The sequence below is a fragment of the Brevundimonas bullata genome, assembly GCF_014207965.1.
Classification (GTDB): domain Bacteria; phylum Pseudomonadota; class Alphaproteobacteria; order Caulobacterales; family Caulobacteraceae; genus Brevundimonas; species Brevundimonas bullata_A.
Genome location: NZ_JACHLM010000004.1, coordinates 207179 through 220262, shown reverse-complemented (window position 1 = coordinate 220262; position 13084 = coordinate 207179). Strand labels below are relative to the sequence as shown.

At 67.0% G+C, this 13084-nt stretch carries 11 protein-coding genes and 1 pseudogene; 10 read left to right on the top strand and 2 right to left on the bottom strand.

The annotated features are described in order from the left end of the window. Positions 1-15 precede the first annotated feature (15 nt). Positions 16-1293: an isocitrate lyase gene (gene aceA, locus HNP51_RS13035; RefSeq protein ID WP_184271183.1), complete on the top strand. Its 1278-nt coding sequence runs from the start codon at positions 16-18 to the stop codon at positions 1291-1293. 15 nt (positions 1294-1308) lie between these two features. Then, positions 1309-1518: a hypothetical protein gene (locus HNP51_RS13030; RefSeq protein ID WP_114817991.1), complete on the top strand. Its 210-nt coding sequence runs from the start codon at positions 1309-1311 to the stop codon at positions 1516-1518. A 13-nt stretch (positions 1519-1531) separates the two neighbouring features. Here HNP51_RS13030 and HNP51_RS13025 read toward each other — a convergent pair whose 3' ends face one another. Next, complete coding sequence (locus tag HNP51_RS13025; protein ID WP_184271180.1) at positions 1532-3817, bottom strand: ATP-binding protein; 2286 nt, start codon at positions 3815-3817, stop codon at positions 1532-1534. Between the two features lie 148 nt (positions 3818-3965). Between HNP51_RS13025 and HNP51_RS13020 the strand changes: the two genes are divergently transcribed. The 6 genes from HNP51_RS13020 (at position 3966) to phoB (ending at position 10633) form a co-directional block, all read left to right on the top strand. Continuing rightward, positions 3966-5390 (top strand): cell wall metabolism sensor histidine kinase WalK, encoded by a 1425-nt coding sequence (locus tag HNP51_RS13020; protein ID WP_184271177.1) that lies wholly within the window; start codon positions 3966-3968, stop codon positions 5388-5390. Between the two features lie 139 nt (positions 5391-5529). Next, the gene (gene pstC, locus HNP51_RS13015; RefSeq protein WP_184271174.1) at positions 5530-6960 is read left to right on the top strand and encodes a phosphate ABC transporter permease subunit PstC; all 1431 of its coding nucleotides are present in this window, start codon (positions 5530-5532) and stop codon (positions 6958-6960) included. Continuing rightward, positions 6953-8263 carry a phosphate ABC transporter permease PstA gene (gene pstA / locus HNP51_RS13010; RefSeq protein WP_184271171.1) on the top strand — a complete coding sequence of 437 codons (1311 nt, stop codon included), beginning with the start codon at positions 6953-6955 and terminating at the stop codon, positions 8261-8263. Before pstC ends, pstA begins: the two co-directional genes overlap by 8 nt. Positions 8264-8267: 4 nt before the next feature. Further along, a complete protein-coding gene (gene pstB, locus HNP51_RS13005) occupies positions 8268-9140 on the top strand; it encodes a phosphate ABC transporter ATP-binding protein PstB (protein WP_184271168.1) in 873 nt (290 codons plus the stop codon). A gap of 10 nt (positions 9141-9150) precedes the next feature. Beyond that, positions 9151-9903 (top strand): phosphate signaling complex protein PhoU, encoded by a 753-nt coding sequence (phoU, locus tag HNP51_RS13000; RefSeq protein ID WP_184271165.1) that lies wholly within the window; start codon positions 9151-9153, stop codon positions 9901-9903. A 40-nt stretch (positions 9904-9943) separates the two neighbouring features. Further along, positions 9944-10633 (top strand): phosphate regulon transcriptional regulator PhoB, encoded by a 690-nt coding sequence (gene phoB, locus HNP51_RS12995; RefSeq protein ID WP_184271162.1) that lies wholly within the window; start codon positions 9944-9946, stop codon positions 10631-10633. 158 nt (positions 10634-10791) lie between these two features. On the opposite strand, the gene HNP51_RS12990 is transcribed toward phoB, so the two are convergent. Then, positions 10792-11718 (bottom strand): Hsp33 family molecular chaperone, encoded by a 927-nt coding sequence (locus tag HNP51_RS12990; RefSeq protein ID WP_409360123.1) that lies wholly within the window; start codon positions 11716-11718, stop codon positions 10792-10794. A 189-nt stretch (positions 11719-11907) separates the two neighbouring features. Here HNP51_RS12990 and HNP51_RS12985 point away from each other — a divergent pair, with 189 nt between their 5' ends. Together HNP51_RS12985 and HNP51_RS19015 are read left to right on the top strand one after the other, a co-directional pair. Further along, positions 11908-12447 carry a hypothetical protein gene (locus HNP51_RS12985; RefSeq protein WP_184271568.1) on the top strand — a complete coding sequence of 180 codons (540 nt, stop codon included), beginning with the start codon at positions 11908-11910 and terminating at the stop codon, positions 12445-12447. Between the two features lie 84 nt (positions 12448-12531). After that, positions 12532-13056: pseudogene (locus HNP51_RS19015) on the top strand (HAD-IB family phosphatase); the annotation flags it as partial. Positions 13057-13084 lie beyond the last annotated feature (28 nt).

The window sequence follows — 13084 nt, the reverse complement described above, 5'->3', positions numbered from 1 at the left end:
GAGACCGAGACGAACATGACGACCTTCGCCGATCTGGTTCCTTCGCCCGCCGGCCGTTTCGACGGCATCGAACGGCCCTATACGCCGGAGGACGTCCTGCGCCTGCGCGGCTCGGTGCCGGTCACCCACACCCTGGCCGAGCGCGGCGCCAATCGTCTGTGGCAGCTGCTGCACGACGAGCCCTTCATCAACGCCCTGGGCGCCGTGACCGGCAATCAGGCGATGCAGATGGTCCGCGCGGGCCTGAAGGCCATCTATCTGTCGGGCTGGCAGGTCGCCGCCGACGCCAACACCGCCGGGGCCATGTATCCCGACCAGTCACTGTATCCGGCCAACGCCGCGCCGGAATTGTGCCGCCGCATCAACCGTACCCTGCAACGCGCCGACCAGATCGAGCACGCTGAGGGCGGCGCCAAGCGTGAGTGGTTCGCGCCCATCGTCGCTGACGCCGAGGCCGGTTTCGGCGGGCCCCTGAACAGCTTTGAGATCATGAAGGCCTTCATCGAGGCGGGCGCTGCCGGCGTCCACTTCGAGGACCAACTGGCCTCTGAGAAGAAGTGCGGCCACCTGGGCGGCAAGGTCCTGATCCCGACCCAGGCCCATATCCGCAACCTGGTCGCCGCCCGTTTGGCCGCCGACGTCATGGGCACGCCGACCATCACGGTCGCCCGCACCGACGCCGAGAGCGCCCAACTGATCACCTCGGACATCGACGAGCGCGACCAGCCCTTCATCGATCGCGAAAACCGCACGCCCGAAGGTTTCTTCCGCTTGAAGGAAGGCACGGGTCTGGATCACTGCATCGCGCGTGGCCTTTCCTACGCCAACATCGCCGACCTGCTGTGGTGGGAGACTTCGCACCCTGATCTGGACGACGCCAAGAAGTTCGCCGAGGCGATCCAGAAGGAGCATCCGGGCAAGCTGATGGCCTACAACTGCTCGCCCTCCTTCAACTGGAAGGCCAAGCTGGATGACGCCACCATCGCCAAGTTCCAGCGCGAGCTGGGGGCCATGGGCTACAAGTTCCAGTTCGTGACCCTGGCCGGCTTCCACAGCCTGAACAACTCGATGTTCGAGCTGGCCGACGGCTATCGCGATCGCGGCATGGCGGCCTATTCCGAGCTGCAGCAGCGCGAGTTCTCGAACGAGGCGGCCGGCTACACCGCCACCCGTCACCAGCGCGAAGTCGGCACCGGTTATTTCGATCAGGTCGCCACGGTGATCTCGAACGGCCAGTCCTCGACCACGGCCCTGAAAGACTCCACCGAAACCGCCCAGTTCCACGCCGCTTAGGAAAGGAATGAGCCTATGGAACCTCTGAACCGACCCCACGCGATCATCGAATTCTGCCTGGCGCCGCTGGGTCTCGACCCGGACGCCGAGGCGACGAAGGAAGTCCGCAAGCGCCTGGACCACGTCATCAAGACGTTTCAGGCCAAGGCGGTGAAGCCGGTCAGCATCGACTTCTCGACCATGCCGTCACAGGTGATCAACGAAGCCGCTCACGGCTACGAATAGAAGACGAAGACTCTCAGGCCGCTCGCTCAGCGGCCTGAGGCGCGTCCGTGGTCAGTTCCTGCACCATAGCCAGCAGGGCCTCGACGCTGAACGGCTTGGCCAGATGGCGGTCGGCGCCGGCCTCGGTTCCTGCCGCAATATGTTCGGGCAGGGCGTTGGCGGTCAGCATGACGACCGGCGTGCGCGGCATGCCCATGGCGATTTCGTGCAGGCGGATTTCACGGGTGGCCGTCAGCCCGTCCATGACTGGCATCTGCATGTCCATCAGCACCAGGTCGAAGGGCGCGGCGCGGCAGGCCTCGACCGCCTCGGCTCCGTCCTCGACCGAAACCAGATCGACGGCCGCCTGGTCCAGGATCAACTCGACCACGCGGCGGTTGGTGGGATGATCGTCGGCGACCAGGATGCGCAGACGGCGCGTGGTCTCGACAAAGACCGAGTCCTCCGATGCAACGAGGGTCGGCGTCGGCGCGGGCGCCTCGGCTGGACGTAGCGGCAGGGTCAGGATGAAGGCGGCGCCGCCGCCCGGCTCGCTCTCGCAGCCCAGTCCGCCGCCCATCATGGCGGCCAGTTCCCGGCTGATGGCCAGGCCCAGGCCGGAACCGCCGAAGCGACGGGTGATGTCGCCGTCGGCCTGTTCGAAACGGCTGAACAGGCGGTCGCGCGTCTCGGCGTCGAAGCCGATGCCGGTGTCCTGCACGACGAAGCGCAGGCCCTGCGGTCCGGCGTCGACCGTCAGGCTGACAAAGCCGGAGGCGGTGAACTTGACGGCGTTGGAGACCAGATTGGTCAGGATCTGCTTCAGCCGCACCGCGTCGCCGTGCATCCAGATGCGCGCTTCGGGCGCGACCTCGACGAAGAACTGCAGGCCCTTGTCGCGGGCGGCGGCGGCGTACAGTTGTCCGGCTTCCTCTACGGCGCGGGTCAGGTCGAAGGGCTCGTCGCCCAGTTCCAACCGCCCGGACTCGACGCGAGCCAGATCGAGAATGTCGCTAAGCAGGGTCTGCAACGTGCGGCTGGAGGAATGGATCAGCTCCAGCATTTCGTGCTGCTGCTCGTTCAGGTCGGTTCGGGCCAGCGCTTGCGCCACGCCGATGACGCCGTTCAGTGGCGTGCGGATCTCATGGCTCATATTGGCCAGGAACTGGCTCTTGGCGCGGTTGGCGGCGTCGGCGGCGTCTCTGGCCTCGGCCAGGGCCTGGGCGTCGCGCTTCATGTCGCTGATGTCGGAGCAGACGGTGACCGTGCCGCCCTCGGCGGTCTTGCGGTCCTGAACCCGCAGCCAGCGGCCGCCGATCTGCTGCTCCATCGCCCCGCTGGGACGACGGCGATTGGCCATGCGCTCGGCGATCCAGGCGCTTTCGCGCCCCAGGGCGGCAGGATAGAGGCCAGCGTTGATGCCCGCCATCAGGACTTCGCGAAAGGTGACGCCGACCTTCAGCGCTGCCGTCACCTCGGGATTGATCTCCGTGTAGCGACGGTTCCAGATCGCCAGCCGGTCGTCAGCGTCATAGAAGCCCAGGCCGTCGGGCATGGCTTCGATGGCCTCGCGCAGCTGGCCCAGGGCGCTGTGTCGCGACCACCAGACCATGCCGGTCAGGAAGGCCGCGATGATGGCCAGCAGGCCGACGCTGGCTCCGATCCACAGGGTCAGGGTGGTTTCGGCGGCGGCGGCGACCGGCAGGATCACGCCGGGTGTCGGCGTGATGACCACGGCGCTCATGGCCACGAAATGCAGCCAGCAGACCCCCAGCGCCGCCAAGATGGTGGCGACGATGACCCGCTTGGCGCCCACACGCCAAGGCAGCAGGGCAACCCCGCTGACCAACAGCATGCCGCCGATGACCGCCACCACGACAAGCGGGGCGTTCCACGACAGGATGGCGCCTGAGAGCCGCAGTCCCGACATGCCGAGGAAATGCATGGCCGCGACGCCGAGGCCGCAGGTCAAGGCGGCGACCAGGCGCCCCATGCGGCCGACATCCGCCAAAGCCAGGTGCATGGCGACGTAGAAGGCGACGATGACGACCGCCAGCGAAGCGGCGGTCTCGCTCACGTCATATCGCGCCGGGACGCCGATGTCGTAGGCCTTCATGGCGATGAAGTGGGTGCTCCAGACGCCGAGGCCGGCCACCAGGGGCACGGCGATCAGATAGACACGGCGCGAGCGTCGGGCGACATTGCGGGCGCGATCGAACAGGCAAAGGGCGATCAGCAGGCTGAAGACGGAGACAAGCAGGGCGAAGGGCAGAATCCGCCAATCGTGTTGCTGAACCAGGCAGTTCAGGATCGTATTCACGTCACAAGCCCCTCCAACCCGCCGAAAAGACTGCCGCAAATCGGTGAACAAACTACGCTATGCGCCACCATCTCGGCTCACCCGGTCGTCTTTCGAGTCGCGGCCAGCCTAGGGCCAGTCGCTGAATAATGAGATAACGTCGATTTTCATGCCGTATGAGCACTCGCCTTCGCCGGTCGCACCCACCGCCTCGTCCCGGCTCTGGACCGCCGGCGCCAGCGGCGGCGTGGCCATTCTGGTGATGGCGGTGCTGGCGGTGATGAAGCCGGAACTGGCGGGTTGGCTGGCGGCGGGCGCCGTGGCGGTGGCGACGACGACCTGGCTGGTCAATCGTCGGCCTCAGCCTCTGGCCAGCATCAGCGAACTGGACGGCAGCGGGCCTGTCGATCTGGCCCCCGACGGCGCCTTGCTGGCCGATGTGTTCGAAGCCCTGGCTGATCCCATCCTGATCATCAGCGGCGGCGAGGCCGATGATATCGCCGGGCGTCGCATCGCCCTGGCCAACGCTGCGGCGCGCGAATTGTTTCGCCTGAACGGGGCCGGTGGCGGGCTGCTGGTCTCGGTCATCCGCGATCCCAAGGTGCTGGAGGCGGTGGACGAGGCCCTGTTCGGCGATTTCAGCAGCACGGTCGATTACGTCGGCGGGGGCGCCCAGGAACGTCACTGGCGGGCCTTTGTCCGCCCGCTGCCTGAGCGGGACGCCCATCTGTGGGGCGCCGGGACGCTGGCCCTGCTGGCGCTGCGTGACGAGACCGACACACGGCGCATGGAGATGATGCGCGTCGACTTCCTGGCCAACGCCAGCCATGAGTTGCGCACGCCGCTGGCCTCGCTGTCGGGCTTCATCGAGACGTTGAAGGGTCACGCCAAGGACGACCCCAAGGCGCGCGACAAATTCCTCGACATCATGGCGATCCAGGCCGACCGCATGGGGCGGCTGGTCGCCGACCTGCTGTCGCTGAGTCGGATTGAACTGAACGAGCACATCGCGCCGCTGGGCCGGGTCGATCTGGCGCGGGCCGCCTCGGACGTGGTGGACGCGGTCAGCGTCATCTCAAGCGAGCGCGGCGTCACCATCAAGGCCGACCTCGGACAGGGCGGCGCGACGGTCTCGGGCGACCGTGACGAGATCATTCAGGTGATTCAGAACCTGATCGACAACGCCCTGAAATACTCCAGCAGCGGCGGGGTGATCGAGATCGCCATCGAGCGCGACCTTAGTCTTGACGAGGTCATGACGGCGCGGATGCCCGAGGGCACGCGTCTGTCGCTGGCCACGCCGGACCGCGAGGCGGGTCAGAAATACGCCGTCGTCACCGTGCGCGACCACGGCCCCGGCATGGCGCGCGAGCACCTGCCGCGCCTGACGGAGCGATTCTATCGCGTCGAGGGCCAGAAGAGCGGCGAACGACAGGGGACGGGCCTGGGCCTGGCCATCGTGCGCCACATCATCATCCGCCACCGCGGCGGTCTGGCCGTGGACAGCGCTCTGGGGCAGGGGGCGATCTTCACCGCCTGCTTCCCCCTGGCGCCCGCGCGGGACGCGGATTCTGGGGGCGGACCCGTGGCGTGACAGGCCTGCGACATGAAGGATGGGCGTCGTAACAGAACTGTCACGCCGCCGTCTTATTCCGCTCGCCAATCGCGGGCAGTTTCCGGGCCGAAACGCACCGGCCCCCGATGCGTTGTGATTCACGCGCGTACGGACCCGGATGATCTGGATTTTTCTGTTACTGCTGATCGGCTTCTCTGTTCTCGCCTATCTGGGCGGGCGCAGGCTGGCGACGCGTCGCAGCGCGGGGGTGAAGGCCCACTCGCGCCCGGGGCAGCATGGCCTCTACGCCCTGATCTGGGTCGGCATGCCGGCTCTGGTCGTGCTGATCGCCGCCTCGATCTTCTCGGCCCCGCTGGAGCGCCAGATGCTGGCCGCCGGCGCGCCGGACAGCGTCGCCCAGCTGGAGCCCTTCCGTCGCGAGGCCTTCTTCTCGGACGCGCGCCGCATCGGCGACGGCCTTGAGGCCCAGCAGATCTGGCCCGCCCCCTATGCCGAGGAACTCCCGGCCGAGGGACGCCGCGCGCACCGTATCTCGTCGGCCCTGAGCTGGGGCGGCGGCGTCGCGGCCCTGATCGCGGCCATTCTGGGCGGCGTCTTCGTCTTCGTCCGCATCCGCCCGGACCTGCGCGCCCGCAACCGGGTGGAGAGCTGGATCAGCATCGTCCTGTTCGCCTGTTCGGCGGTGGCGGTGCTGACGACGGTCGGCATCATCTTCTCCCTGGTCTGGGACAGCCTTCGCTTCTTCAACTCGGTGCCGATCACCGAATTCCTGTTCGGGACCAAGTGGAGCCCGCAGATGGCGATCCGCGCCGACCAGATCGGTTCGTCGGGCGCCTTCGGAGCCGTGCCGCTGTTCGCCGGCACCTTCCTGATCATGATGATCGCCATGATGGTGGCGGGACCGATCGGCCTGTTCTCGGCCATCTATCTGTCGGAATACGCCGGTCGTCGCACCCGCGCCGTGGTCAAGCCCCTGCTTGAGGTTCTGGCCGGCGTGCCGACCGTGGTTTACGGCTTCTTCGCCGCCCTGACCGTGGGCCCGGCCTTCCGCGTCTTCTTCAACACCATCGGCGGCTGGCTGGTCGGCGGACCGCTGGACGGGATCGGCCAATACCTGCTGCTGGTGCAGAACCAGATGGCTCTGGTGGCCGGGGCGGTCATGGGCATCATGCTCATCCCCTTCGTCAGTTCCCTGTCCGACGACATCATGAACGCCGTGCCGCAGTCCCTGCGCGACGGATCCTACGCCATGGGCGCGACCAAGTCCGAGACGGTCAAGCGGGTGCTTCTGCCCGCCGCCCTGCCGGGCATCGCCGGCGCCTTCCTGCTGGCCATCTCGCGCGCCATCGGCGAGACCATGATCGTGACCATGGCCGCCGGTCTGGCCGCCAAGCTGACGCTGAACCCGCTGGATACGGTCACGACCGTCACGGTGCAGATCGTCACCCTGCTGACCGGCGACCAGGAGTTCAACAGCCCAAAAACCCTGGCCGCCTTCGGCCTGGGCCTGACCCTGTTTGTCGTCACCCTGCTGCTCAACATCGTCGCCATGCGCATCGTGCAAGCCTATCGGGAACAATATGACTGACGCCGCCCAAAACCCGACGGGCCAGACCGTGACCGGCGTCAGTTCGCGCACCCAGCGGCTGCAGGCCCGGCTGCGCGGTCGCTACGCCCGCGAGACCCGCTTCAAGTGGTATGGCCGCGCGGCCATCGGCTTCGCCTTGATCTTCCTGGTGATCCTGCTGGGCAGCATCATCATGCAGGGCCGCACGGCCTTCTACGCCCACAGCGTCACCCTGCCGGTCTATATGGACCCGGCGCGCATCGACCGCGGCTATCCTCAGGGCGCCAATTTCGAGCAGATGGTGGCCGAGCAACAGGTGCGCCGTCTGGGCATCCAAGACGACGCCCAAGGCTCCAAGGCCGCGGCCATGAAGGCCCTGTTCTCGTCGGAGCTGAAGTTCCAGGCGGCGGGCATGATCGCGCGCCAGCCCGGCCTGGTTGGCCAGACGGTGCCGGTCTCGGCGCCCCTGTCCGACAACGCCGACCTCTATCTGAAGGGCGAGATTTCCCAGGCCACGCCCGAGGATCAACGCCGCATCAGTAATGAGCAGATGGCCTGGCTGGACCGGATGAAGGCGTCCGGCGCCGTGCGGGCGCACTTCAACAGCGCCCTGTTCACCAAGGGCGACTCGACCCAGCCGGAGCTGGCGGGTCTGCTGGGCGCCGTGGTCGGTTCGGCCCTGATGCTGCTGGTCACGGCCCTGATCGCCATTCCGGTCGGCGTGGGCGCCGCTGTCTGGCTGGAAGAATACTCGCCGCGCAATCGCCTGACCGCGATCATCGAGGTCAACATCAACAACCTCGCCGCGGTGCCGTCGATCGTTTACGGCCTGCTGGGGCTGGCCCTCTTCATCAACTTCCTGCACCTGCCGCGCGCCAGCCCGCTGGTCGGCGGTCTGGTTCTCGCCCTGATGGCTCTGCCGACGGTGATCATCGCTACGCGCTCGTCGCTTAAGGCGGTGCCGCCGTCGATCCGCGAGGCGGCCCTGGCCATGGGCGCCAGCCGCACCCAGACCGTGTTCGGCCACGTCCTGCCCCTGGCCATGCCGGGCGTCATGACGGGTTCGATCATCGCCATGGCCCACGCCCTTGGCGAGACGGCGCCCCTGCTGCTGATCGGCATGATCAGCTTCGTCCCCGGCGTGCCCCATGCCATCGACGAGCCGGTCGGCGCCCTGCCTTCGCTGATCTACATCTGGGAGAACGCGTCGGAGCGCGCGTTCCACGAGCGGACCGCCGCCGCCATCCTTGTGCTCCTCGCCTTCATGATCGTCATGAACGCCGCCGCGATCCTGCTGCGTCGGCGGTTCGAACGCCGGTGGTAGTCTTATGAAGTTCAACATCTTCCGCGCCCCTGAGGGCCAAGGCGGCGGTTCCGCCGTCCGCGAACCCGCACCCCTGACGACCGCCCCGGTGGTCGGCGCCCATGCGTCTGCGCCCTTGGGTCCGATCAAGATCGCCGCGCGCGACGTCAGCGTCTTCTACGGCGACAAGCAGGCCCTGTTCGATGTCTCGCTGGACATCCCGGACAAGACCGTCACGGCCCTGATCGGGCCGTCGGGTTGCGGCAAGTCGACCTTTCTGCGGACCATGAACCGCATGAACGACACCATTCCGGGCTGCCGCGTGACCGGCCGCATCGAGATGGACGGCGGCGACATCAACGACCGCAAGATCGACCCGGTCCTGCTGCGCGCCCAGGTCGGCATGGTCTTCCAGAAGCCCAACCCCTTCCCCAAGACGATCTATGAGAACGTCGCCTATGGGCCCAAGATTCACGGCCTGGCCACGTCCAAGGGCGAACTGGACGACATCGTCCAGAAGGCGCTGAAGCGCGCGGGTCTGTGGGAAGAGGTCGCCGACCGCCTGCACTCGCCGGGCACCGGCCTGTCGGGCGGTCAGCAGCAGCGTCTGGTCATCGCCCGCGCGATCGCGGTCGAACCCGAAGTCATCCTGATGGACGAGCCCTGCTCGGCGCTGGACCCGATCGCCACGGCCAAGATCGAGGAACTGATCGACGAACTGCGCGAGCGCTACTGCATCGTCATCGTCACCCACTCGATGGCCCAGGCGGCCCGCGTGTCCCAACGCACGGCCTTCTTCCACATGGGCAAGCTGGTCGAGACCGGCGACACCGAAGAGATCTTCACCAATCCGCGCGAGCGCCGCACGCTCGACTACATCACCGGCCGCTTCGGCTAAGGGCGCGAGCATGAACCAGCACACGGTCAAGGCTTACGGCGACGAACTGAACCAGCTGACGGCCGAGGTCGTCCGCATGGGCGGTCTGGCCGAGGCGCAGGTGGCGGACGCCATCGAATCCGTCGCCCGTCGCGACGTGGCGTTGGCGAAGGCGGTGGTCGAGCGCGACAACCGTCTGGACGCCCTGCATCGCGACATCGAGAAGAAGTCCATCCGCCTGATCGCCCTGCGTCAGCCGGTGGCTTCGGACCTGCGCCGGACGCTGGGGGCCATGAAGCTGGCCTCCGATCTGGAGCGTACCGGCGATCTGGCCAAGAACATCGCCAAGCGGGCGCTGATCCTGGCTGAGGGCGAGCCGATGCAGGTGCTGACCCGCTCGATCGAGCGGATGGGCCGTCTGGTCTCGACCCGGCTGCGTGACGTGCTGGACGCCTACACGGCGTCTGAGCTGGAACGCGCCCTGTCGGTGTGGAGCACCGACGACGAGGTGGACGAGCACTACAACGCCCTGTTCCGCGAACTGCTGACCTACATGATGGGCGATCCGCGCACGATCACGGCCTGCACCCATCTGCTGTTCATGGCCAAGAACCTGGAGCGGATCGGCGACCACGCGACCAATATCGCCGAAACCGTCCACTATGAGATCACCGGCGAGGACATCCTGGGCGAACGACCCAAGGCCGTCCCTGGCCCCGGCGAGGAACAGACCTCCACGCCGCATATTTCGACACCGCCGCCGTCCGACCCGACGGCTGGCTGACCCTTCCCGCTGACGACTTCGACCGACCGGAGAGCCTGACGTGCAACCCTATATTCTGGTGATGGAAGACGAGGACGCCCTGGCCACCCTGCTCCAGTACAATCTGGAGAAGGAAGGCTATGACGTGACCGTGGCGGCGGACGGGGAGGAGGGGCTGTTGCAGGTCGACGAGCGCCTGCCCGATCTGGTGCTGCTGGACTGGATGCTGCCCAAGCTGTCGGGCATCGAGGTCTGCCGTCGTCTGCGCGGTCGGGCCGAGACCCGCAACCTGCCGATCATCATGCTGACCGCGCGCGGCGAGGAATCTGACCGCGTGCGCGGCCTGGACACCGGCGCCGACGACTACATGACCAAGCCCTTCTCGATGACGGAACTGACGGCGCGCATCCGTGCGGTGCTGCGCCGCATCCGTCCGGGCCTGGCCGACGATCGCATCAACCACGCCGACATCGTCATCGACCGCGTCGCCCACCGCGTCCGTCGTGCCGGCAAGGAAATCCACCTCGGCCCGACCGAGTTCCGCCTGCTGGATCATTTGATGAAGCATCCGGGCCGGGTGTTCAGCCGTGAACAGCTGCTGGACGCCGTCTGGGGCTCGGACGTCTATGTCGAGGCCCGCACGGTCGACGTCCACGTTGGTCGCCTGCGCAAGGCGCTGAACGTCGAGGGCACGGTCAACCCGATCCGGACGGTGCGTTCGGCGGGCTATTCGCTGGATTTGAACAGCTAGAAGAATTCTCCCTCCCCCTTCATGGGGAGGGTGGTCGCGCAAGCGACCGGAGGGGGCGGCGATACGGAGCGCGGCGCTTGATTTGCTAAAGCGTCCCCACCCGACTTCCCCCTGCGGGCTCAGTCACCCTCCCCATGAAGGGGAGGGCGATTGATGTGTCAGCTCGCGATCTCTTCCGGGTCGATCTCATAGATGGTCGAGCAGTATTCGCAGGTCGCGCGGATCAAGCCGTCGGCCTCGATCATTTCGGCGCGGTCGCTGACCGGGAAGGAGCCCAGGACGCCGGTGATCCTTTCCTTGGAACAGCGGCAGACGGCGGTCAGAGGCTGGGCGCCTTCCAGCCGCACGCCGTCCTCGTGGAACAGGCGGAACAGCAATGTCTCGGCGCTGATGGTGGGGTCGATCAGTTCGTCGTCGCCCAGGGTGAAGAACAGGGCGCGGGTGCGTTCCCAGATTTCCTCGGTCGAACCGCGCGCGTCGTCGCTGGCGATGACCTGGATCATGGCGCCGCCCGCGCGCCAAGCCGTGCCGGCCGCCGTCGTCACCTGACCCACGGCCAGGCGCACCTTGGTCGGCACCTGCTCGGACTGGGTGAAGTAGTGTTCGGCGCACAGCGACAGGCTCTCGCCCTCGATCGGCGTGATGCCCTGGGTGCGTTCGAAATCCTCGCCTCGGTCGATGGTCATCATGAAGACGCCCTTGCCTAGCAGCGCCTGTGCGCCGGGACGGACGTCGCCCTCGGACACCGCGGCCACCTCTTCAGGGTCAAAGCGGCAGAAACCGCGCAGCGTGCCCGCCGTGTCGTAGTCGGCGACGACGTAGCGCACCGGGCCGTCGCCCTGGGCCTGAACGATCAAACGACCCTTGAATTTCAGCGCCGAGCCGACGATGGCGGCCAGGACGCAGGCTTCGCCCAGCAGGCCGGCGACGGGTGCGGGATAGTCATGGGCAGACAGGACCTTGTCCACGGCCTCGCCCAACCGCACCAGGCGGCCGCGCACGGGCCAGCCTTCGATCTGGAACGCGGCGGCGAAGTCGTCGGCAGGGGCGGGGTTTGGTTGTGCGGTGGGCGCGTGATCGGTCACGGCGAAGATCCTGATAAAAGGCGAAACTGTTCGGAAGCGGCGCAACATAGGGAGCCTGCCCCTGCTTGGTAAGGGGCAGGGGCCATCCGCCCACGCGGCTTGCAGCTTGGCCGTTTGTGGCGGAACCTCTTTTGACGCGGTTCGCTCCTGTCCTGACGACAGTTTCGACAAGAAGAGGTTTGATTGCCTATGGTTCGACAGTTCAACGCCGTGGACGAAGTCCGCAAACACCCCGGGATCACCGCCGGCGTCGTCGCCGTGCTGGCCGGTGTGGGTATCGCCGCCCTGCTGCTGAATCAGCGTTCAGGCCCGACCCGCTATCAGCAGCTACGCGAACGGGTTGACCCGCGGGGCTGGTTCGACGCCGAGGCGCTTCGTCATCGGTTTGATGACATCGCGCGCGGGGTGCGGGATGGAGCGGGTGATCTGACCCATCGCGCCGCCGATCTGGGCGGCTACGCCGGCGAGCGCGCCGGCCATTTCGGTCATGAAGCGAAATCCAAGGCTGAACATTGGCTGCATCGTTCGCGCAAAAATTCCCGCAAGCCGATGAAACGTTACGCCAGACAGGCGCGCCGCTATGCCGAAGACGCCGGCGACTTCGCCCGTGATCACGCCAGGGAGGGCGGGGCCTTGCTGGCCGTGGCCACCATCGCCGCCGCCATCGGCGCTGCGGCCCTGGAAAACCGTCGCAGGAGCGGGGGATCGAGCGGTTTCGGCAAATTGTGACGTTTTTGGAAAATTCATGCGGAAAGGGGTGCTTCGGCGCCCCTTTTTATTGCTGCAGGTGCGAAGGTGGGCTAGGGGCGGGGCATGACTTCGCCCGTCTTCATCTTCGACTTCGACTCCACCCTGGTGCGCATCGAGACGCTTGAGGCGCTCGCTGACATCGCCCTGTCCGACGCGCCCGATGCGGCGGCGAAAAAGGCCGAAATCGCGGCTCTGACCGACCAGGCGATGACGGGGCAGGTGGACTTCGGCACGGCCCTGCGCCGCCGTTTGGACCTGTTGTCCCTGACCCGCAGCCACGTCGAGGCCCTGAGCGACCGTATTCTGGACGAGGCCAGCGCCTCGATCCGCCGCAACGTGGACTTCTTCGAGCGCCACGCCGAGCGGGTCTATATCCTGTCGGGCGGCTTCCGCGAGGTGATCGCGCCCCTGGCCGCGCGGCTGGGGATCGCCGCTGATCACGTTCTGGCCAACGACCTGATCTATGACGCCGAGGGCCGGGTGACGGGCGTGGACGACGCCAACCCCCTGTCGCGCGACAACGGCAAGCCCGAGGTCATCAAGGCCCTGAACCTGACCGGACCCGTGGTCATGGTCGGCGACGGCTGGACCGACGCCGAGGTCAAGCTCGCCGGCG

What these genes read in the sequence shown, in the direction of transcription:
- aceA (WP_184271183.1), top strand. Translation starts at nt 16, where the DNA reads ATGACGACCTTCGCCGATCTGGTTCCTTCGCCCGCCGGCCGTTTCGAC.
- HNP51_RS13030 (WP_114817991.1), top strand. Translation starts at nt 1,309, where the DNA reads ATGGAACCTCTGAACCGACCCCACGCGATCATCGAATTCTGCCTGGCG.
- HNP51_RS13020 (WP_184271177.1), top strand. Translation starts at nt 3,966, where the DNA reads ATGCCGTATGAGCACTCGCCTTCGCCGGTCGCACCCACCGCCTCGTCC.
- pstC (WP_184271174.1), top strand. Translation starts at nt 5,530, where the DNA reads ATGATCTGGATTTTTCTGTTACTGCTGATCGGCTTCTCTGTTCTCGCC.
- pstA (WP_184271171.1), top strand. Translation starts at nt 6,953, where the DNA reads ATGACTGACGCCGCCCAAAACCCGACGGGCCAGACCGTGACCGGCGTC.
- pstB (WP_184271168.1), top strand. Translation starts at nt 8,268, where the DNA reads ATGAAGTTCAACATCTTCCGCGCCCCTGAGGGCCAAGGCGGCGGTTCC.
- phoU (WP_184271165.1), top strand. Translation starts at nt 9,151, where the DNA reads ATGAACCAGCACACGGTCAAGGCTTACGGCGACGAACTGAACCAGCTG.
- HNP51_RS12985 (WP_184271568.1), top strand. Translation starts at nt 11,908, where the DNA reads ATGGTTCGACAGTTCAACGCCGTGGACGAAGTCCGCAAACACCCCGGG.